The organism is Micromonospora sp. NPDC001898 (assembly GCF_042891255.1).
Classification (GTDB): domain Bacteria; phylum Actinomycetota; class Actinomycetes; order Mycobacteriales; family Micromonosporaceae; genus Micromonospora.
In genome coordinates this window covers 170004-191811 of record NZ_JBIATC010000002.1, presented here as the reverse complement: position 1 = coordinate 191811, position 21808 = coordinate 170004, and the positions used below count along the sequence as shown (strand labels likewise).

Here is a 21808-nt window from a genome sequence, read left to right as displayed (position 1 = left end):
ACTACCGAGTTACATCCCGAAGCGACCCCTGCGCGGCATTCTCGTACGCTCGATCGTCGGGTTCCGCCGTTTTCCGGAGCACCATCGTGAAGTTCCACGTGAGCGTCTCCCGCAGCGCGGGGATCCGGGCGACCCACCGCGCCCACCCCGGGTGGTACCGGGGCAGCACGTCGACGATGTCGATGGCGCCGGCGCGCCGGGCCGCCCTGGCCCACCGCACCGCCCGCCCGGCGCTGACCGGGAACAGAGTGTGCCCGACCCGGTTCTTCGGCTCCCGGCCGTTGCGGCGCAGGTAGCGCAGCCGGGCCCGCTCGCCGCCCAGGAAGTGCCACGGCGAGGTCTCGTGGCCGCCCCACGGGGACAGCCACGGGGTGAACGACACGAACACGGTGCCACCGGCGCGGGTCACCCGGACCATCTCGTCCAGCATCGCCTCGGGATCGGCGACGTGTTCGAGCACATTGGACGAGTAGCAGACCTCCACCCCACCGGTCCGTACGGGCAGCGCGGTCCCGCTGCCCCGCAGCATGCCCGACACCGCCGCACCGGCCGCCGCGAAGTCACCGACGGCCGGGTCCAGACCGATGTACGCCGCGCCGGCCGCCCGGAACTCGGTGGCGAAGTAGCCGGGGCCGCCACCCACGTCGAGGACCCGCGCACCGGCGAGGTCCACGTAGGACCGCAGTTGGCGTACGGAGTCCTCGGCGAGCAGCGAGTAGAACCGGTCGGGGTCGGACTGTTCGTGCAGGAAGCCGCGGAACAGCGCGACCGACCGGCCGAGGGTCGCCCGGTACCGATTCTCGTCGGGTGGCGCGGAAGAGGGCTCCGGCGACGGCTCGGTGTCGGTCTCGGGCGGCCGGCCGGCGGCCGGCACCACGGTCGCCGCGACGGCGCACACCGCCGCGAGCATCGCCGCCTGCACGACGGCCCCGTACACCCATTCCTGCCCATGCCCCAGCAGCCGGCCCAGGACGGCCACCGAGATGCCGCCGGCACCGGCGACGAGGGCGATCCCCGGCAGCGCACCCGGCCTCAGCAGGCGCACCAGCATGGCGGCGAGCAGCAGCGCGGCCGCGGCCACGCCGCCGAGGGCGACCGCGAGCGCCATCAGCGGCACCACGACCCACCATTCGCCGCCGGTACGGGACGGCCGATCCGTCGCCGGGCCCTCCACCGGTCGGCGGCGTCGAGCCGGCACGAGCGCGGCGAGTCCGACGACGAACACGGCGACAGCACCCGCCACCAGCCCGGCCCGATAGGGCCGGTCCGGGGTGAAACTGAGCGTCACGGTGCCGCCGCTGCCGGCCGGCACCTCGAACGCCTGCTGCCAACCGTCGACCCGCTCGGCCCGCAGCCGCCGGCCGTCCAGCGTCGCGGTCCAGCCGGCGTTGAAGTTCTCCGTCACGACGAGCAGCGCCGCCTCGCCCGCGCCGATCGTGACCGTCCGGTCGGTGGCGGCCCACCGGCCGACCTGCACGTCGCGCGACCGCGTCGGCGCCGCCCGTTCGGTCCCGTCCGGCACGAGCCCCGCCGAGTCCACGACGAACGCGGCCGAGGGCACCGTGCGCAGGCGGTGTTCGCCTGCGGGGAGTGGCACCCCTTCGCTCGCGAAGTCGTCGCACACGGTCACCGCCAGCGACCGGCCGGCGCGCAGGTCCGCCAGGGTGCCGGAGACCGAGGTCGGGTACCCGACGCCGTCGAGCGACACCGTCGGCCCGCCGCCGCACGGCACCGCCACCGGCGCGTCGGCACCGGTCGGCCGCAAAAGGTCGGCGAGCGCGGGAACCTCGACCTCGGCGACGCCGACCGGTGCCGGCCACGCGTTGCCGCGCGGGTCGGCCACCGCGCCGTCGAACGCGGTCACCGCGATGTCCAGCCGGTCGGTGGTCAGCGCCGGGAAGCGGATCCAGCCGTCCGCGTCGACCGGCGCGGCGGTCGAAGCGGACCGGGTGCGCAGCACGACCTGCCGCGGCCGGGCGGAGAGCGGCGCCGTCGGCGCGACCAGGCGCACCCGGTCGATCTTCCGACGCTGCTCCCACCGCAGGCGCAGTGTCGGACGGTCGTCGACCGGTTCCGCGAGCCATGCCGTGGCCGGATCGCCGTCCACCGCCGCGTCGGCGGCTACCGTGACGTCCCCGGCGAGCACCGACGATGCCGAGGCGGTCACCGGGCGGTCCACCGGCATCGACCCGCCCGCGCGCGGTCGCGCGGTCAGTCGCAGGTGGTACGTCGCGTCCACCGGCGTCGCGAAGAACCGGTCCACGCCCAGCGGCTCCTCGCCCGTACGGGCCAGGAACTGGTCGCAGCGGAGTCCGTCCGGGCCGGTGAAGCAGGCGCCGCGGTCCTGCGGGGCGCGGCTGAACGCGTACGCAGGCGCCGGCCCCCCGCTCAGGTCCGCCGGCGCGCGCAGCCCACGCTGGGCCGCCAGCCCCGCAACGCCGAGCTCGCGCAGCGCCACCGCGCCGCCGCTGTAGCCCTCGCGGAGGGCGAGCACCGTCACCCGTACGGTCGTGGTCAGGCCGGGGAGCGTCTCGAGCCGGTGCGGTCCGGGAGTGTCGGGCACCGCTCGGTCGACCGCACCCTGGTCGGTGCTGATCCGCACCAGCCCGACCGGGAGCGCCGTCCGCAGGTCGTCGGAGAAGTCCACGGTCACCTCGGTGACCCGGCGCGGCGTGTCGAGGGTGAACTCCAGCCATTGGCCCGAAGCCGGTTGGAACGGGTCGGACCGCCAGGCGGTGGCCGGGTCGCCGTCGAGCGCGGCGAACGGGAGGTGCGACGGCTCGGTGCCGCCGCCGGAGTCGGCGAAGCTGGCGCTGCTGGACGCGTCCACCGACCGGATGCCCTGGTACACGGCGACGGTCTGGTGCCCGTCGGCGGCGAACGGGAGCAGGTCGGTGCGGATCCGTCCCTGCCGGGTCGCCTCGTCGGCGGTCAGGGTGTGGCTGACGTTGTCGCGCATCCGGCCCACGTTCAGCTCGCGCCGACGCAGCCCGTCGGTGACGATCCGCGGACCGGCCGCGTCGGCCGGTTCCGCGTCGCCGGTCAGCAGGACCGGTTGCCGGGGGTCGAGCAGGCCCTGTTCGAGCACCCCGAGCAGCGACTCCGGTCCGCCGCTGACCACCGGCACGTCGGCGCGGGCCGACGCCGACACGGTGGGCACCGCGCGGTCGACCGCGAAGATCTCGATCGCCGGTACGGACTCCGCCGCGTCCACCGGGCTGCGCTGCGGATCGTCGACGCTCACCTCGGGACCGAACGACGCGGCCGGGCGCAGCCCCGGGGAGCCCGCGATCGCCTGCCGGATGACCGCGACCGGCGGGGCGCCGCTGGCCGTCCGGTCGATGTCGTGGCGGACCAGCAGGTAGCGGTAGCCGGAGCGGGCGAGGAAGTCGGCGAGCGCCGGTGAGCCACGGCCCTGCGCCAGGACCGTCTCGACGGTGTCCATCACCCGGATGTTGCCCTCGGAGCCGAGCGGGATCTGGTGCCGGGTCGCCCAGGGGGCGCCGGTCAGCGGCTGAAGCGGCTCGTCCACCGTCCGGCCCCAGGTGTGCTGCGCGAACCCGGACCCGGGGACGACCAGCGTGCGGGCCTGCGGATCCTGCGCGGCGAGCCAGCCGGCCGCCTGCCGCCAGTGCGCGGGCAGGTCCGTCCAGCCCGGACCCGGCCGCAGCATGAGCAACCACGCGGGCGCGGACGCGACGAGCAGCAGGACCGCCACGACCGGTGCCGCATGGATCCGCACCCGGCGGCGGGCGACCAGGCGGCTGGCCGCGTGGGCGAGGCCGAGCAGGAGCGGCAGCCGCAGCACCGGCTCGAACTTGTGCACGTTGCGCAGCGGCGCGAGTGGCCCGTCGAGCAGGTCGCGGACGAACGGGGCGAGCGGGCTGTCCAGCGTGCCGAGGTAGCCGGTGGTCAGCAGGGCCAGCCCGGTCAGCACGCCGAGGACGAGAAAGCGGCGCTCGGGCAGGCCGCGCAGCGCGAGCCCCACCAGGCCGACCAGGGCGACCAGCGCGGTCGCGGCCATCAGTACGGGGTTGTCGATGAGCACCCAGCCGGCCGGCCACCAGGGTTCGCCCTGGACGACGTAGCCGACCCACTGGTTGGTGCCGCGTACGGCCTGGAAGAGCGAGGTCACCGCGGTGGTCGTCGCCGACGACTCGATGTAGTCCAGGAACGGCAGGCTGTACTGCCCGAAGAGCAGCAGTGGCGCGACCCACCAGAGGGTCGCGCCCGCCACGAAGACGCACCACCAGGCGGCGAGCACGGCCAGCTGCCGGTCCCAGCGCCGGGTCGCCAGCCAGAGTGCGGGAAGCACCAGCGCCATCACGGTGGCGGCGGCGTTGATCCCGCCCATGAAGAGCACGGCGAGCCCGGAGAGGGCCGCCGCGCGCCGGGCCGAGCCGACGCGGCGCACCGCCGCCAACGGCAGCAGCACCCACGGCAGCACGACCACCGGCAGCATCTCCGCGGAGAGCGGGCCGATCTCGGTCAGCATCCGGGGCGCGAGCGCGTAGGCCAGCCCGGCCAGCAGCCGCCCGGGCTCGGCACCGATCCGTAGCGCCCGGGCGAGCAGCACCACGCCGAGGTACCCGGCGCAGAGCAGGAGTGCGCTCCAGGCTCGTTGGGTCACCCACGGGGGCAGGCCGAGCAGGTCACCGGCGGCGAAGAACGGGCCCATCGGGAACAGGTAGCCGTACGCCTGCTGCTGTAGTTCCCCCGAGGCCGCCTCCGGGTTCCACAGGTGCAGCGCCCGGCCCATGAACCCGATCGGGTCGACGGCCAGGTCCAGCTTGGTGTCGAAGGTGGTCCGGCCGGGGCGCTGCAGCACGGCGACCATCACGAGCAGGAGCGCGCCCGCCCAGGTGGCGAGACGCCGTCGGCGACGGTCCACCGCATCGGGGCGGACGGCCGCGCCGACCGGCCGGGCGGCGGTGGGCCCGGTAACGCGGTCCCGCGTGCTGGCCGTCATCGGCGGCACTTCGGCGGCAGGCAGCTGAACTCGGCCAGCGCGGAGTAGAAGATCTGCTGGATGCCGGACGGTCGCGGGGTCAGCGCGACCCGTCCGCCCGTGGCACGGGCGATCTGTCTGAGCTCGTCCGGATCGATCTCCGGGCCGACGCCGATGAACAGGATCGGCACCGGGCGGCGCTTGTCGCGCAGCCCGGCCAGCTCGTCCAGCAGCTCGGCGCGGCTGATCCCGCTGGCGTTGTCGTCCTTGCCGTCGGTCAGGACCAGCACCATGTTGATCCGCCCGACGGTCCAGTTTCGGGTCGCGTCGCGGTACGCGGCGAGCGTGGTGTCGTAGAGCCCGGTCGCGCCGTTCGGCTTGACCTGTACCCGGTCGAGCGCGTCCACGATCTCCTCACGGCGCGGGCCGACCGGACCCACCGGTACGACCTCGCGGTAGTCACGTTCGCCGTCCAGGTCGGTGGAGAACTCCCAGATGCCGAGCTCGGTGGTGCCCAGGAGCAGCTCCGCGCCGCCCTGAGCGGCCTTGATCGTGGCGGAGAGCCGGGTCTGCGTCGATCCCGGCAGCCGCGCGGCCATCGATCCGGAAATGTCCAGGACCGCGAGCATCCGGGCGCTGATGTGCACCCCGCCCCATGCGTTGAGCAGCGTGGTTGCGTCCGCCTCGGCGGGGATGGGCGCCGGCGGGTACTCCCCGGTGCGGATCCCGCTGCCGGCGGGGATGCCGGCGGGTGACCCGCCGCCCGGGGTACGTAGGCCGTGGCCGGTCAACGCCGCCGCGCCCTCGGTGGCGAGCATCCCGCGCAGGAAGGCGGCGGCACCGTCGCGGCGCGCATCGGAGGCGAGGATCGCGTACGGGTAGTCCGGGCCGGGTACGGGCGTCGGCGGGTAGACGGCGACCTGGCGGGTACCGCCGCTGGCGGCGGCCAGGAGGATCTGCTGCTCGGTGCTGACGACCGCGGATTCGGCCGCACCGGGGCCGGTGGGTGCGGGGGCCGCACCGGGGAACGGCGCTGTGCGGGCCGCCAGTCGACGCATGATCGCCGCCGCGCCGGCCGCACCCGCCGCCGGTTGGGCGGCGTCGGCGAGCGCCCGGATGCCCACCAGCGCGCCGAAGCCGAGCGGGCTGGCCGTCGGGTCGGGCAGCACGACGGGCAGCGGTGGTCGTTCGGCGGCGACCAGACTGGTCCAACCGAGGTCGCGGTCGCGCCTCAGCCGCGCGGCCGACCGCTCGTCGAGCGACAGCACGACCGGGGTGCTCGCCACGGAGACGCCCTCCGCCGGCACCTGGAAGGCGCCGGCGGCGTGGGCCCGGCGTAGCCACAGCGTCGACTCCGGCAACCAGGCGTCGGGGGGAGCGGTGGGAGCCGAGGTCGTGGCCGTCGCCGTGGGCAGCGGACCCGTCGCCGTGCCGGTCCCCGCTCCGCCGGCCGCCGGCCGGGTGAGGTCGCGCAGCACGTCCGCGGACTCGCGCGCCTGCACCGTCACGTCGAGGCAGCGTTCCCGGGCGGTCAGGTCGCGCGCGACCTGTCGGGCGGGCGCTTTGACGCTCGGCGCCACCGCGATCCGCAGCGCGGTCCGTTGTGTACACGGCGGTTCACGCCGGGTCCGATCGAGGTAGCTCGTCGCACCCCAACCGCCGAGCACCGCGACCAGCGCGACGCTCAGCAGCAGGACCGGCCAGAACTCCGGCCGGTTCCGCAGGCCGCCGTTCGCCACACTTCCTCCTCTGTGACGTCACCGTTGCGGAAACTCTGCAGAGCGCCCTAGTGTGACGCAACCGCGAACCGTACTCGCAAGTAGGGGTGGATGAGTAGGCCATGACCCAAACCTCTGGTCCTCATGTCCTCTTCCTCAGTTGGCGGGACACGCGGCATCCGGAGGGCGGCGGTTCGGAGGTCTTCCTCGAACGGGTCGCAGCCGAGTTGGTCGCGCGCGGTTACCGGGTGACCCTGTTCTGCCAGGCGCACGCCGACGGCCCCGCCCTGGAGACGATGCCCGACGGGTTCCGCATCCTGCGCCGCGGCGGCCGGCACACGGTCTACCTGTACGCGGCCCTGGTCTACCTGGCGGGTGCCTTCGGCGTCGGTCCGCTGGCCCGTCGGTGGCTCGGCCGGCCGGACGTGATCGTCGACGTGTGCAACGGCATGCCGTTCCTCAGCCGGGTCTACGCCCGCCGCCCGGTCATCGCGCTGGTCCACCACGTGCACCGTGAGCAGTGGCCGGTGGTCTTCGGCCCGTGGATGGCCCGGATCGGCTGGTGGATCGAGTCGCGGCTGGCGGTCCGGGTCTACCGGACCTGCCGGTACGTCACGGTGTCCGAGTCGACGCGCACGGAGCTCGCGGGGCTCGGCGTCGACCCGGGCCGCATCGCGGTCATCCACAACGGAACGCCGGCCGTCGTCGGCCCGCCGGCGCCACGTACCGCCCACCCGAGCCTGGTGGTGCTCGGCCGGCTCGTCCCGCACAAGCGGGTGGAGTTGGCGCTGCGTGCCACCGCCCTGCTCGCCACGGAGCTGCCGGAGCTCGAACTGGTGGTGGCCGGCCAGGGCTGGTGGGACGAGCCGCTGCGGCGGCTCGCCGCCGACCTCGACATCGCCGACCGCGTCCGGTTCACCGGGTTCATCCCGGAGGAGCGCAAGCACGAGTTGCTGTGCCGCTCGTGGGTGTCGTTGGTGCCGTCGCTCAAGGAGGGCTGGGGGCTGACCATCGTGGAGGCCGGTGCCCGGGGCACCCCGTCCGTCGCGTTCCGCGCCGCCGGTGGGGTCGCCGAGGCGATGGCCGACGGGCAGACGGGCATGCTGGTCGACGACGAGTTCCAGTTCTTCCAGGCGGTCCGGGCGTTGCTGGTGGACGCGGACCGGCGCGCGGAGATGGGCACGGCTGCCGCGGCCTATGCGCGGCGCTTCACCTGGTCGGTGTCGGGGGCGGCATTCGCCGACGTGGTCGCCGGACAGTTGCCGGCGACCACGCCGCAGCTAGTGGATCAGCGGTTGCCGTAGACCTTGGTGACAGAGTCGGTGGTGGTCTCCTCGGCGACGTGGTCGGCCGAGGGACTCACCGCTCCGACCGTTGCGACGAGGCCGATGACGCCGAGCGCCGCGCCGAGGACAGCAGCGACGGCGAACGTGGCCAGCTTGGCCATAGCTCTACCTCCCCGGGTTCGTGAGTGCGCGGAATATACCACGATCTTTGTCGTCCGAGCAGCAGAGCCAGGAGGGCGAGCACCACGATCGTTGCGGCGACCAGGTGCGCGGCGGCCGCGGGCCACCGCCGGCCGGCGGGTGGCGGCGGTACGGCGGCCGGGTTCTCCCACAGCTCGAGGTGCGGACCGGCGAAGACCGGACGCAGTCCGGCGAGGGCCGTCGCGGGCGGCTCGACGCCGGGTTCGCGCCGGACCAGCACCCACCGGACCCCCAGTCCGGCGAGCGGGCCGTCCGCGTCGAGAACGGCACGGACCCGCGCCGCCCGTGGGTTCTCGCCGTCGACCGTCACGTCGCCGACCCGCAGCGCGTCGTTCATCAGCACCGGCGCGTCCAGGTAGCGCGGCGCGGGGTCACGCACCACAGTGTCCTGGGTCCAGCCGTAACGCTGGTAGCCCTCGAACGGCAGCGAGAGCACCTCGCCGGGCGTGGCGGCGACCCGTGCCGCCACCGCGTCCCAGTCGGCCGGGTAGCGCACCGGCCGGAGCTGCCCGGCGGCGCCGAAGGCCAGGTCGGGCAGGATCACCACCGGCAGCAGCGCGGCGGCGGCCAGGACGACCCGGCCTGCTCCGGCGTCGAGGCGGCGCGCCAACCTGCCGGCGAGCACCTCGGCACCGAGGGCCACCCCCAGCGCCAGCAGGACCGCGTACGGGATCAGGAACTTCTGGCCGTCGCGTAACAGCCCGGCGCCCGGAACCGTGCCGACGAGCCGTTCCAGGACCGGCGCGCCGGGCGCGGTGCCCGCTGCGGCGACCAGGAACGCGCCGGCCGCGAGCAGCCCCAGCCGCCCGGCCCCGCCCGGCCACCGCCGGCGCAGTTCCCGCACACCCACCACGGCCACCGCGAGCAGCACCAGCGTCGTGACCGGCACGAGCGGCGAGGACCGGCTGCCGGGAACGGTCTGTGCGTTCCAGATGCCGCCGGTGCCGGCCAGCGCGGTCCACGCGCCGCCCCAGTTCTCGGCCCGCGCGGCGAACGCGGCGACGCCCTCCGGGTCCGATCGGCCGCCGGCGGCACTCGTCGCGGCCGCGACCAGCCAGGGCGCGTTGATCGCGGTGACCGCGCCGAGGGCGGCGGCGGTCGCCCGGCGCCAGCCCGCGAAGCCACCGGGGAGCAACACGGCCACGGTGCACAGCGCGATCACGCCGCCGGTCGGGGTCACCGCGGCCGGCGCCGCCGCCAGCACCAGGCGGGCCAGCCCGCCGGGCCGGCCGGTGCGCACGTCCCGCACCGCGGCGACCAGCCAGGGCAGGGCCGCGTACGCCAGCAGGAGGCCCCACTGCCCGAGCAGCAGCCGCTCGGCGAGATACGGCGTCCAGGCATAGGCGAACGCGCCGGCCACCCGGGTCAGCGTCCGTCCGGTCGGCACCAGCCGGGCCATGCCGAGCGCCGCCAGGTAGACGATCGCGACCAGCGCGATCCGTTGCACCAACCAGCCCGGCGCGACGAGGTTGGTGACCGACACCAGCGCGTCCAGCGGCACGGCGCGAGGCAGCGCGTCGGCCGGCGCGACCATCTCCCAGTTCAGCGGCTGACGGGGCACGAAGACCATGTCGTAGCGCAGCACGTAACCGGGCAGGACCAGCGGGGCGAGCACCACGGCGGTGATCGCCGCCGCGACGGCATGCGGCGCGGCGCGCGGGATCAGCCGGTGGCGCACCGGCTACCCGACCGGCTGTGGCACCAGCGCGCCGATCTCGATCTCGTCGGTGCAGAGGGTGGCCGCCGGGTCGTCCACCGCGAGCTGGACCTCGTCGCCGCCACCGGGCACGAGCAGGAACATCGCGTTGAGCCCGCGGTGCACGTCGAACGGCACCACCTCGCCGCCGCCGAGCCGGAACGTGGCGGTGGTGTCCCGGTCGCTGAGGTACCCGATCCGCACCACCTGCCAGTAGTCGACGACCGTCCCCCGGAGCGGGATCCGGGCCGTCCGGCCACCCGCGACCTGGTAGCCGCAGCCCGGCGCCGGCCCGGGCGCCGCCTTGACGCCCTTGACCCAGGCCGGGCGGACGTGGCCGGAGTCGTCGAAGACCCACAGCTTGCGGGCCCTGGTCACGAAGGTCGGTCCGTCGTCGAGCGGCGCGAAGAATCGCGACTGCATGTTCCACGGGTGGGACAACCCGGGCACCACGATCTCGGGCACCGGCTGGTCCATGAACACCGTTCCCGGCTCGGCGGTGGCCAGGCCGGCGCGGGCCGTGTTCAGGTAGTCGCGACTGGCCTTGGACCGCCAGTCGGTGCCGAAGTCGACGCCGCTGTAGACGCTGCTGGCGATCAGCAGGACCAGGCCGACGGCGAGCGCGGTGGCGAACGGCTGGGGGTGGTTGCGGATCGGCGCGGGTTCGGCGGCGCTGGCCGGTTCGGCGGCGCTGGCGGGCTCCATGGCGTCGGCGGATTCGACCCGGCGCAGGCCGCAGAGCGCCACGCCGGCGCAGAGGGCCGCGACGAGCAGCACGTCGCCGAAGTAGCGCGGCACCAGGCCGGCCACGCCGCTGAACCCGGAGCCGAGCCGGGTGGCGCCGATCAGCCCGGCCGCCAGCCCGGAGTAGAGCGCCAGCAGGATCCACGCCCGGACGGCCACCGTGCGGCGCAGCCACACCGTACCTGCAACGAACGCCGCCACGATCGCCCACGAGACCCACTGTGCGGCCGGGACCGGGGCGGCGACGGCGGGGCCGTCCGAGGCGTCGAGCCAGGTCCACGGGCCGCCCACCAGGCCGGCGGGGAGGGACTGCCCGTAGAACTGCTGGAGGAAGGCGCCGACCTCGCCCGCCGAGATCGGCGCGCGTAGCGCGGACGCCGACATCGACAGGTAGCCGGCCAGGTACACCACGGAGATCCCGGTGAGCACCAGCCAGGCGGGCCACCAGCGGCGGATCGTGGTCGGCACCGCCCGCAGCGGCCCGCCCGGCGCGTAGAGGCAGAGGGTCAACAGGAAGACCGCCGCGACCACCAGCAGCGCCTTCTCGAAGAAGAGCAGGGCGACGACGACCGACGCGCCGAGCGCGACCAGGTGGCGGCGCCGGCGGGTACGGATGTAACGCACCTGGGCCCCGATGGCCACGATCATGGCCAACTGCATCGGCAGCAGGTTGATCCCCACCGCCCACCACGCGCTGACCTCCAGCGTCAGCGGGTTGAACACGAACAGGCACAGCGGCACCAGCAACGCCCAGCCCGCCGGGAGCAAGAGGCGCAGCAGCCGGTAGAAGGCGACGCTGACGGCCACCTGACCGATCACCATGAGCGCGGCGTACGGCCAGTACTCGTACTCGGTCAGCCGGTGGGTGACCCAGGTGAGCAGCCGGGCGGCCGGCATGAGGTGGTTGTTGTAGAGCGCGAACAGGTGCCCCGGCGCCAAGCCGCCGGCGTCGGCCTGGGCGATGATCGGGAAGTCGTCGGCGGTGAGGAACCCGCGTGTGGTGATCGACGCCCGCCAGAACACGCTCGCGGTGATCAGCACGACGGCGGCGATGTGGATCGGGTCGACCCGCCTGGCGGCCGTGGTGTTGGGCGTGGCCGTGGTGTCGGGTGCGGCCGTGGTGTCGGGTGCGGCCGTGGTGTCGGGCGTGGCCGGGGCCCCCGGCTCGGTCATCGGGGCGGCTCCTCGCGACGGAACAGGACCATGTTGACGTAACGCGGCCGTGGGTCGACGACCCGTCGGGCGAAGCTCTGCGCCACCCGGCCGACCGCTGCCCGCTGGTGCGCGACCAGGTCGAAGCCGGCCAGCGGCTCCCAGCGGTCGTTCGGCATGACGTGCGGCCGGTAGCCCCACCCGTCGAGCAGCGTGAGCACCGGGTCGATCGGCTGGATCCGCTCTTCGAGCTCGATGAGCAGAAGCGGTCCGTCCCGCCGGATGGTGCGCTCGGCGCCGCGTAGCGCCGGCAGCTCGTGGCCCTCGACGTCGAGCTTGACGAACCGCACGTCGGTGAGCCCGAGACCGTCCACTGTGATCCGGTCGACGGTGACTGACGGGCCGTCGCCCCCCTCCACGGACGAGGTGCCGATACCGGGACCACCGGCGGGCACGAACAGCTCCGCCTTACCCGGCCGGTCGGAGGCCACCGCCTCGACGACCCGCACGTCCGGGTAGGCGGCGGCCACGCACCGCGCCAGCTCGGCGGCCGGCTCCACCGCCACGACCCGGTCGGCCAGCCGCCGCAGGCCGCGGGTCCAGGGCCCGTACCAGGCGCCGATGTCCACAGCGGTGCCGCCGCGCGGAGCGTAGGAGGGCAGCCGGGCGAGTTCCGGTTCGACCCGCGGATAGGCGAGCCGAACGGCGGCCCCGACGGCGCGGGGCGGGAGCCTGGCGGCGAACCGCGAGCTCAGTTCCGTGGACAGCGTGCTGGCCATGGTGTGGAACCTTAGTCCCTTACCTACGGATGGGTAGACCCGAGGTTTCCTCGCCAGTAACCTGCACTGGCCGGCAGGCGATTTCCGTGCCGGGCCGGCGGAAGGATGCGGCGATGACACAGGCGGACGGTGCGGCGACGGTCGACGTCTGCGTCGTGGGCGGCTGCGGCCGGGTCGGCCTGCCGCTGGGCATCGCGCTGGCCTCCCGCGGCCTGAGCGTCGTGCTGTACGACATCGACGCCGCCGCGGTCGACCGGGTCAACTCCGGTGTGCTGCCCTTCGCCGAGGAGGGCGCCGCGGAGCTGCTGACGGAAGCGCTGGCCGCCGGCCGGTTGCGCGCGAGCACCGAGGCGACGAGCGTCGGTCTGGCCGACACCCTGGTCGTGGTCGTCGGCACCCCGGTCGACGAACACCTCAACCCCGACCTCGGCGCGGTGCCCCGGGCGCTGGAACGCTGCGCCGAGCACCTGCACGACGGGCAACTGGTGGTCCTGCGCAGCACGGTCTACCCGGGCGTGACGGCGCTGACCGAGAAGCTGCTGGCGAGCAGGGGCCTCACGGTCGACGTGGCGTTCTGCCCGGAGCGGATCGCCGAGGGCCGGGCGATGACCGAGCTGTTCGCCCTGCCGCAGATCGTCGCGGCCCGGACGCCGCAGGCCAGGGAACGGGCGGAGCTGCTCTTCCGCCGGCTCACCGACTCGATCGTCCCGTTGGAGCCGGAGGAGGCCGAGCTCGCGAAGCTGTTCACCAACACCTGGCGGTACGTGAAGTTCGCGACCGCCAACCAGTTCTGGATGATGGCCAACGACTTCGGCCTCGATTTCGCCCGCATCCGGCACGCCGTCGCGTTCGACTACCCGCGCGCGGCCGACCTGCCGATGCCCGGGTTCGCCGCCGGGCCGTGCCTGCTCAAGGACACCATGCAGCTGGCCGCGTTCAACCGGAACAACTTCGTGCTCGGCCACTCGGCGATGTTGATCAATGAGGGCCTGCCGCTGTACCTGGTCTCCCGGCTGGAGGACCGGTTCGACCTCGCCACGATGACCGTCGGCATCCTGGGCATGGCGTTCAAGGGCGGCAGCGACGACTCCCGCAGCAGCCTGGCGTACAAGCTGCGCAAGATCCTGACGCTCAAGGCGGGGGAGACCCTGTGCACCGACCCGTACGTGGTCGACGACCGGCTCGTCCCGCTCGACGAGGTGCTCCGGCGTGCCGACCTGCTGGTGATCGCCGCGCCGCACGCCGACTACGCCGACCTCGACACCGACCAGCCGCTGATCGACATGTGGGGCCTGACCGGGCGGGGTGTACGGGTATGACGCCCCGGGTCACGGTGGTCATCCCGGTCTACAACGAGGGCGCGGACGTCGTCCGCTGCCTCGACCGCATCCTGTGTGAGGTGCTGCTGCCGGCCGAGGTGCTCATCGTGCACGACATGCCGGAGGACACCACCGTCCCGTACGCCCGGGAGGTCGCCCGCCGCGATCCGCGGGTCCGCCCGGTGCTCAACACGTACGGGCCCGGGCCGGCCAACGCGATCCGGTTCGGCATCGACGCGGCGCGGGCACCGGTCGCCGTGGTGACGATGGCCGACGGCTGTGACGACCCACGGCAGATCGACGACCTGGCCCGGCTCGTCGACCGTGGCGTGGTGGTCGCCGCCGCGTCCCGCTACATGCCCGGTGGGCAGCAGGTCGGCGGGCCGCGATTCAAGCGGATGGCCTCCCGGTGGGCCGGGCGCACCCTGTGGCTGCTGGCGAGGGTCGGCACCCGCGACGCGACCAACAGCTTCAAGGCGTACGACACCGACTTCGTCCGCGAGGTCGGCATCGAGTCCCGGACCGGGTTCGAGATCGGCATCGAGCTGACCGCGAAGGCGACCCGGCTGCGCCGTCCGGTCGCCGAGATCCCGACGATCTGGCTGGACCGGCAGCTCGGCGAGTCGCACTTCGACGTGGGGCGGTTCCTGCCCAGCTATCTGCGCTGGTATTTTTTCGCGTTCGGTCGGCGGCTGACCGCGCAGCAGCTCGCCGCGCGGTGGGAGGCCCGGCGCCCGGCGCCGGCCGCACCCGCGCCGGCTGTGGCGGCTGACGACGTGGCAGCCGGCGACGTGGCGCGGTAGAGGAGGCACGGATGGCGACGGTGTTGGTCACCGGCTCGGCGGGGTTCATCGGCGGCTACCTGGTGGAGGAGCTGCTCGGCCGCGGGCACGAGGTGGTCGGGCTCGACAACCTCTCGAAGTACGGCCCCGTGGCGCACAGCTACGACGATCATCCCCGCTACCGGTTCGTCGAGGGCGACGCCCGCGACGCCGCGCTCCTCACCGACCTGCTCGCCGGCTGCGACCACTTCGTCGCCGGCGCCGCGATGATCGGCGGGATCTCCTACTTCCACGCGTACGCGTACGACCTCCTCGCCACCAACGAGCGGATCATGGCGGCGTCCTGTGACGCGGCGATCGCGGCGCACCGGGCCGGCCGGCTGCGCAAGGTCACCTACATCTCGTCGTCGATGGTGTACGAGTCGACCGACCGCTGGCCGAGCCGGGAGGGCGACGAGCGGCGGATCCCGCCGCCGCTGTCCTCGTACGGCTTCCAGAAGCTGGCGGTCGAGTACTACGCGCGGGCGGCCTGGGACCAGTACAAGCTGCCGTACACGATCGTGCGACCGTTCAACTGCGTCGGTGTCGGCGAGGGGCGCGCGCTCGGCGAGGCGGAGGTGCTCTCCGGCAACGTCAAGCTGGCGATGTCGCATGTGGTCCCCGACCTGGTACAGAAGATCGTCAAGGGGCAGGACCCGCTGCACATCCTCGGCACCGGCGAGCAGGTGCGCCACTACACCTACGGCGGCGACCTGGCGCGCGGGATCGCGGTGGCCATCGAGCACGAGGCGGCGCGCAACGAGGACTTCAACCTCTCGACCGCCGATTCGACCACCGTGCTGGAGCTGGCCGAGCTGATCTGGCGCAAGATCAAGGGCCCGGACGTGCCGTTCCGGTACGTCAGCGACGAGCCGTTCGAGCACGACGTGACCAAGCGGGTGCCCGACGTCGCCAAGGCCCGCGAGGTGCTCGGCTTCACCGCGACGACCGGCCTCGACGCCATGCTCGACGAGGTGATCCCGTGGGTGACCCGGGCCGTGCACGACGGTCGCCTCTGAACCGCGTCGAGCCACCCTCCCCTCCGGCGGCTGCTGCCGTGACCATGACGACGTCCGCCCGGCGGCGGATCGGCGTGTCCGGGGCGGCGGTGGCCGTGGCGGGCGCGCTGACCAACGGCCTCGGCTACCTCGTACCCGTCCTCGGTGCCCGGCAGTTCGGCCCCGGTGACCTGGGCGCGCTGGCCACCGTCCTGGCGATCGCGGCGATCGCCGGCGTTCCCGGGGTGGGCCTGCAGATCGCGGTCGCGATCCACCGGGCCCGCACGCGCGGCGCGGCGAGCGGCCGGATCGGCTGGCTGACCGCGGCCGTCTGTGCCGGCGCCATGGTCGTCCTGACGCCGGTCCTGAGCGCGCTGTTGGACCTTCCGCCGGCCGTGCCGCTGCTGCTCGCGGTCTACACCGGCGCCGTCGTGGTGGCCGGCAGGTGGCTGGGCGAGCTGCAAGGTGACGAGCGCTTCCTGCGCCTGGCACTCGGCATGGCGGTGCTGGCCGTCGGCCGGTACGCCGGCCTGATCGCCGGCCTGCTGCTCGGTGCCGGCCTGACCGGGTCGGTCCTGGCGGGTACGGCCGTCGCGCTGCTGATCCCGCCGGTCCTGGCCCACCTGACCCGGTCGCGGGTCGACGCGTCGGGCGGGAACGGCATCACCGCCCGTCAGGTCTTCACCGCCTGCTCGGCGACGCTCGCGATGCTCGTCGTCTCGTACGCCGACCTGATCCTGGTCCGGCACCTGCTGCCGGCGGACGCCTCGGGCGGGTACGCGGTCGGGGCCGTGCTCACCAAGGGGGCGCTGTGGGCGCCCCAGGTGGTCACGGTGCTGGCGCTCCCGCGCCTGGCGCGGGGCAACCGGCGGGCACTGATGATCGCCGCCGGGCTGGTGGCCGGCTGCGGCGCGTTGCTGGTGGCGGCGTCGGCGCTCGCCGGTGGGCTCGCGTTCCGGCTGGCGGGCGGCGCCGACTACGTCGGCCTCGGCCGCCACGCGCCGCTCTTCGCCGCCACCGGCGCCCTGTACGCGCTGGTGTTCGTGCTGGTGAATGCCCAGGTGGCGGCGGGCGCGCGGTGGCCGTCGGCGCCATTGTGGACGGCGACGGTCGGCCTGATCGTGGTTGCCGAGTGGGCGGTGCCGCACACCTTCACGGCGATCCTGTGGTGCGCGGTCGGCACGGCAGCGGTGGCGCTCGCGCTCACCGCGCTCGCGACCCGCCGGGGTGGCGCGCAGCCGGTGCCGTGACCGGCGCCCTCCGCACCGATGACGGGCCGCTGTCCGTGGTCGGGGTTCGCCGTTCGCTGTGCACGGGGCCTGCCTGTGCGCCGCCTCGCCGGGTCGCACGGGCGGGTCGTCAGCCGGGAGGCGGACCGTATGATGGGGCCGGACCCATCCACAGGCCCTGGATCTGGACCTGGTTGGGGCTGTCGACGTTGCTGTGACGATCCTCGTGCTCGGCGACGACAAGCCGGGTCTCGTAGGCTCCGACAGTGGAAGGCAGTCGAGGGCGGATCATGGCCCATATGTTGGATGCGGCGGAGAACGCCTCGCCGGTCGAAGCGGTCGAGGCGGTCACCCGGGAACTCGGTGTGGCGCTGCGGGCACGTAGCGTCGCGTTCCTGATCGCGGACCTCAGTGGTCGGGCGCTGGTCCGGTTGGCCCACGTGCCGTTCGACGATGCCGGTGGGGGCCGCCGGGACGGTGCTGAGGTCGCCACGGTGATGCCGTTCGACGGCGGCCCCGCCGAGCAGGCGCTACGCACCCAGACGGTGCAGGTTGTCGCGCAGCCCGACAGGTGGACGGTGTTGACGCCGGTGACCGATCGCGGTGAGACGATCGGCCTGCTCGAGATGGTCCTGCCGGACGAGCCCGCTCCGCAGGCGCTGGAGGAGATCGGCCGCACGGCGCACATGCTGGCGTACGTGGTGATTGCCAACCGGCGGTACACCGACCTTTTCGAGTGGGGGCAACGCACGACCCCCTTCACCCTGTCCGGGGAGATCCAGCGCCGCCTGCTGCCCGGCTCGTTCACGTGTGAGGGTAGTTCGTTCACCCTGTCCGGTTGGCTCGAACCCGCCGCCAGCGTCGGCGGGGACACCTTCGACTACAGCCTTGCCCGGGACGTGCTGCACTTCAGCGTCACCGACGCGATGGGCCACGGGGTGGCCAGCGCGCTGACGGCCACCCTGGGCGTGGGCAGCCTGCGCAACAGCCGCCGCCGCGGGGTTGGTCTGGTGGAGCAGGCCGAGGCCGCGAATACCGACGTGGCCGCACACGCCGGTGTGGCCGGCAGTTACATGACTGCGGTCCTCGGCCGTCTCGACCTGCGCACCGGGGTGTGCGCGCTGCTCAACGCGGGACACGTGCCGCCACTGCTGGTACGCGACGGGGACACCCGGACGCTGTCGCTACCGGCCAACTTCCCCCTGGGTATGTTCGCCGAGGCCGAGTACCGCGCCGGTGAGGCCACGCTGCGACCGGGCGACCGTCTGGTAGTGGTCACCGATGGCATGCGGGAGCGCAGCGCCGCCAACCTGGATCTACCGGCCTTGTTGCGGTCGATCACCGGTCTGCACCCGCGCGAGGCTGTCCGGGCGTTGGCCGATGCCGTGCTCGAGGTCAGCGGACCGACTCTGGCCGATGATGCCACCCTGTTCATCCTCGACTGGCACGACGGGCACAGCGAGGACCGGCGTACCAGCGCCGGCGCCGACCAGGCGCGGGCCAGCACCGCGCTGCCCGACTGACTACGGGCCTGTCGCGTCGTCCACGGACGGCACATCGGCTTCGGCCGCCTGCACACTGTCATAGACCTGGATAGCCCGATCCACCGACGTGACCGTCAGGACGCTGTGCACGGCGGGTTGCACCGCGGCGAGGCACAACCGACCGTCGAGGTCACGCAACGCCTTGAACATCATCACCAGCGCGCCCAGCCCGCTGGAGTCCATGAACCCCACCCCGGCCAGATCCACCACCACCTGGCGGTCACCGGCGTCAACCAACCGTTGCAGACCCTCGCGCAACTGCGGGGACGTCGTCATGTCCAGCTCGCCGCCCACCTCGAGCACGGTGCAACCCTGGCCCGGCCGGACCGACAACAGCAGACTCACAACGACCTCCCCACGCCGATGATCTCCACTTACCCTATCCGCCAGCGGGCGAACCTCCCCCGGGCCGGCGCACGCCGAGGCGGCTCCCGGACCGTTTCACCTCGGCGACCCCCGGGTAGTGCTGATCGCAGTCGGAGCAGCCCGGCCTAGGGTGTGACGCAGCAGTCCGGCGGGTCACGCTCGGGCCGGGGAGGAGCTACGCAATGCGGGTGAACATGACGCTGTCACTCCCGCGTCAACCGTCCTCGGTGACCCGCGCCCGCCATGTGCTCGCCACCCTGCTGAGCCTCACCGACGCCGCCGAGGACTGTCGTGGCCACCTCGCCGTGCTGATCACCGAGGCATGCGCCAACGCGGTGATGCACGCCGATCCCGACAGCACCGTCGACATCGCCATCGTCATCGACGACGGCGTGTGTCTGCTCAAGGTCGGCAACCGCGGCAGTACCCCCGAGGGCGCCGGACTCGACGCTGAGCTTCCCGCCCCGCTCACCGTCGGCGGCCGTGGACTGCCCCTGATTGCCGCACTCGCCGACACGGCCGCCTTCGTCGCCGGGCCACCGGACCAGGTGCTGCTACGCATCACCAAAAACCTCGATTGATGTACGAAAATAGCGTCGCCATCCTCAGTGGGTTCCCCTCCCCGGGCTCGGCAAAGTCGAGAAAGTTTCCGGCACCACCGCCGGCACAGTGCCATGGGTCGCCCCTTGATCGTCTGCTGGTCACCGGCGCGACACGCCGGGCGGGACGCCGGTACGCGACAGACGATCTCCGGGGCTGGCCGTCGGGCACCGTAGTGCTGGTGAAACTGGGGGAGGCGGACCTGGCGTGGCTGGCAGCCGATCGGGCGTTGACGGTGGCTGCCGGTGATCCGCTGCTGGGGGCGGTCGCGGCGGTGTCGTTGGGGCAGGCGCTGCGCGCGGCGGGGCGGGGCCGGTTGGCGATGGCCGTCACGGTCGCCGCCGCGCACAGGATCGCGCCTGCTGTGCCACACGACGGCCCGTTGGAGGAACTGTCGTTGTGCGGGCGGGCCGGGCGCTGGTGGAGGCGGACCGGACCGCGCCGGCCGAGGTCCGATGCCGGCCGTGGCGCGTACGGTGATCGCCGATGTGGCGCGCGGCGGCCCGACACCGGCCGACGTGGCGTACCTGGCCGCTGTGGTCGGCCTGACCCGCTGACGGCGCCGTTTCTCTCCCTGGCCCAGATTCGCAACCGGCTCACCCTGAACGCCCGGACGGTCCTGCGCCACCACCGGCCTGGCCGGGACGGAAACTGCCCGGTCTGCCGGGTCCCGCACTGCCCGCCGGCTGCCCGTCGCGGACTGGCTCGAGGCCAGCTTCGCCCAGACGTCGGCGGCTTGCTCCGCCGGAGGGTCGGGGTTGAGTAGGACGACGATGCTGACCGCTCAGCGTGGCTGTGCGTTGCTCTGTGGCCGTGGGCCGTGTTCGAGGGTCGCCAGGAAGCTGTCGGCCGCGTCCTGAACGCGATCCTGGTCGCCGGTAGCCAGCAGGTCGAGCAGCAGCCCGCGGATCGTCGCGATCACCAGGGTGGCGGTGCGCGTCGCTGTCGCCACGTCGGTGTCCGGTCCTTGCGCGTCGACCAGGGCACTCATCCAGTCGGCCACGACGCGTTCGAGGAACTCCGCGAACTGTCGCGGCGCCTGTAAAGCGCGTCCGTAGACCGCGAAGAACAGCCGGAACTCCGCCCACTGGCCCGGGTCGGAGGTGCGGGTCCAGACCGCGCGCGCGGCCGCAGCCAGGTCGGGCTGGTCGCCGACCGCATCGCTCGTGGCCGCGAAAGCGCGCTCCCGTAACCGCCCGAGCATGGCCTCGAGCATCTGCTCCTTGGTGCCGAAGTGATGCACCAGCGTCGTGGTCGACACCCCGAGGGCGCGGGCCACCGGCCGCCACGACAACTCGGCGAACCCATGCTGTATCGCGTAGTCGACCGCGGCGTCGAGCAGGTCGGCCCGCCGCTGGTGATTGACCGGCCGTCCCGTCATCGCTGCCTCGTGATCCCTCTCGCATTGCAGTTCCTAGAACGATCGTACTACATTAATTCCTCGTACGATCGTTCTAGGATCTGGGAGGTCCTCATGCGTGTGTTCGTCACCGGAGCGTCGGGCTGGGTCGGCCGGGGGCTCGTCCCTGAGCTGATCGCCGCCGGCCACCAGGTCACCGGGCTGGCCCGCTCGGACGCGGCGGCCCAATCGCTGCGGGCGATGGGGGCCGGGGTCCGCCCGGGACCGCTCGACGATCTCGACGCCCTGCGCGACGCGGCTGCCTCCTCCGACGGCGTCGTCCACCTCGCGTTCGACCACGACATGTTCTTTGCCGGCGACCCCGCTGGCGCCACCGACGCCGATCGCGCGGCGATCGACACCTTCGGCGAAGCCCTCGCCGGCACCGGCAAGCCGTTCGTCATGGCCTCCGGCATGCTCGGTGTGCTCGGGCTGCCGTCCGGTGTGGTCGCCACCGAACGCGACGGGCTGGCCCCGGACGCCGGCAGCACGGGCCCGATCAGCGGCGCCGGCGGACGGATGGCGAACGCCCGGCACGCTCTTGCGCTCGCCGGCCACGGGGTCCGCTCCTCGATCGTGCGGCTCCCACCCGCCACGCACGGCAAGGGCGACAACGGCTTCACCACCACCGCGATCGGCTTCGCGCGCCAGAAGGGCGCCGTCGCGTACGTCGGCGACGGCGGCAACCGCTGGCCCGCCGTCCACCGCGATGACGCCGCGCGACTGTTCCGCCTCGCGGCCGAGTCCGCGCCGGCCGGCTCCGTGCTGCACGCGGTCGGCGACGAGGGCGTGCCGATCCGGGTGGTCGCCGAGGTTCTCGCCGAGCTTTTACACCTTCCCGCAGTCTCCGTCAGCCCCGAGGAAGCTGGCGACTACGTCGGCTGGCTCGGCGGCCTCTGGTCAATCGACGGGCCTGCCTCGGCACAGTTCACTCGTGACCTTCTCGGATGGCAACCTACTGGCCCCGGGCTGATCGCCGACCTCCATCAGGGCCACTACTTCTCCTGA

Annotated in this window: 15 protein-coding genes; 8 read left to right on the top strand and 7 right to left on the bottom strand. The window is 73.5% G+C overall.

Annotated features, from left to right (window positions below):
- Position 1: 1 nt before the first annotated feature.
- Positions 2-4969, bottom strand: coding sequence for an alpha-(1->3)-arabinofuranosyltransferase family protein (locus ACFYZF_RS05535; RefSeq protein WP_387016330.1), 4968 nt, complete (start codon positions 4967-4969; stop codon positions 2-4).
- Entirely contained in the window at positions 4966-6687 is a 1722-nt protein-coding gene (locus tag ACFYZF_RS05530) for a substrate-binding domain-containing protein (RefSeq protein WP_387016328.1), read from the bottom strand. Before ACFYZF_RS05530 ends, ACFYZF_RS05535 begins: the two co-directional genes overlap by 4 nt.
- A 101-nt stretch (positions 6688-6788) precedes the next feature.
- Between ACFYZF_RS05530 and ACFYZF_RS05525 the strand changes: the two genes are divergently transcribed.
- Complete coding sequence (locus tag ACFYZF_RS05525; protein WP_387016327.1) at positions 6789-7970, top strand: glycosyltransferase family 4 protein; 1182 nt, start codon at positions 6789-6791, stop codon at positions 7968-7970.
- A gap of 55 nt (positions 7971-8025) precedes the next feature.
- On the opposite strand, the gene ACFYZF_RS05520 is transcribed toward ACFYZF_RS05525, so the two are convergent.
- The 3 genes from ACFYZF_RS05520 to ACFYZF_RS05510 are packed head-to-tail and all read right to left on the bottom strand — an operon-like array spanning position 8026 to position 12524.
- Positions 8026-9831, bottom strand: coding sequence for a hypothetical protein (locus tag ACFYZF_RS05520; RefSeq protein ID WP_387016325.1), 1806 nt, complete (start codon positions 9829-9831; stop codon positions 8026-8028).
- A gap of 3 nt (positions 9832-9834) precedes the next feature.
- Positions 9835-11766, bottom strand: a complete 1932-nt coding sequence (locus ACFYZF_RS05515; protein WP_387016324.1) for a hypothetical protein — start codon at positions 11764-11766, stop codon at positions 9835-9837.
- Positions 11763-12524: an FkbM family methyltransferase gene (locus ACFYZF_RS05510; RefSeq protein WP_387016322.1), complete on the bottom strand. Its 762-nt coding sequence runs from the start codon at positions 12522-12524 to the stop codon at positions 11763-11765. The genes ACFYZF_RS05515 and ACFYZF_RS05510 overlap by 4 nt, the downstream gene beginning before the upstream one ends.
- 113 nt (positions 12525-12637) lie before the next feature.
- Here ACFYZF_RS05510 and ACFYZF_RS05505 point away from each other — a divergent pair, with 113 nt between their 5' ends.
- From ACFYZF_RS05505 to ACFYZF_RS05485, 5 genes are all read left to right on the top strand, one after another.
- A complete protein-coding gene (locus tag ACFYZF_RS05505; RefSeq protein ID WP_387016320.1) occupies positions 12638-13843 on the top strand; it encodes a nucleotide sugar dehydrogenase in 1206 nt (401 codons plus the stop codon).
- Entirely contained in the window at positions 13840-14646 is an 807-nt protein-coding gene (locus tag ACFYZF_RS05500; protein ID WP_387016318.1) for a glycosyltransferase family 2 protein, read from the top strand. Before ACFYZF_RS05505 ends, ACFYZF_RS05500 begins: the two co-directional genes overlap by 4 nt.
- An 11-nt stretch (positions 14647-14657) precedes the next feature.
- Positions 14658-15683 carry an NAD-dependent epimerase/dehydratase family protein gene (locus ACFYZF_RS05495; RefSeq protein ID WP_387016316.1) on the top strand — a complete coding sequence of 342 codons (1026 nt, stop codon included), beginning with the start codon at positions 14658-14660 and terminating at the stop codon, positions 15681-15683.
- Positions 15684-15727: 44 nt separating this feature from the next.
- Entirely contained in the window at positions 15728-16912 is a 1185-nt protein-coding gene (locus ACFYZF_RS05490; protein WP_387017096.1) for a polysaccharide biosynthesis protein, read from the top strand.
- 278 nt (positions 16913-17190) lie between these two features.
- Positions 17191-18414 carry a PP2C family protein-serine/threonine phosphatase gene (locus ACFYZF_RS05485; RefSeq protein WP_387016314.1) on the top strand — a complete coding sequence of 408 codons (1224 nt, stop codon included), beginning with the start codon at positions 17191-17193 and terminating at the stop codon, positions 18412-18414.
- Here ACFYZF_RS05485 and ACFYZF_RS05480 read toward each other — a convergent pair whose 3' ends face one another.
- Positions 18415-18780 (bottom strand): STAS domain-containing protein, encoded by a 366-nt coding sequence (locus ACFYZF_RS05480; RefSeq protein WP_387016312.1) that lies wholly within the window; start codon positions 18778-18780, stop codon positions 18415-18417. It lies immediately after the preceding gene.
- A gap of 215 nt (positions 18781-18995) precedes the next feature.
- On the opposite strand from ACFYZF_RS05480, the gene ACFYZF_RS05475 reads away from it, so the two are divergent.
- Positions 18996-19382 carry an ATP-binding protein gene (locus ACFYZF_RS05475; protein WP_387016310.1) on the top strand — a complete coding sequence of 129 codons (387 nt, stop codon included), beginning with the start codon at positions 18996-18998 and terminating at the stop codon, positions 19380-19382.
- 803 nt (positions 19383-20185) lie between these two features.
- Here the strand turns inward: ACFYZF_RS05475 and ACFYZF_RS05470 are convergent.
- Positions 20186-20782, bottom strand: coding sequence for a TetR/AcrR family transcriptional regulator (locus tag ACFYZF_RS05470; RefSeq protein WP_387016308.1), 597 nt, complete (start codon positions 20780-20782; stop codon positions 20186-20188).
- A 93-nt stretch (positions 20783-20875) separates the two neighbouring features.
- On the opposite strand from ACFYZF_RS05470, the gene ACFYZF_RS05465 reads away from it, so the two are divergent.
- Positions 20876-21808, top strand: a complete 933-nt coding sequence (locus ACFYZF_RS05465; protein ID WP_387016307.1) for an SDR family oxidoreductase — start codon at positions 20876-20878, stop codon at positions 21806-21808.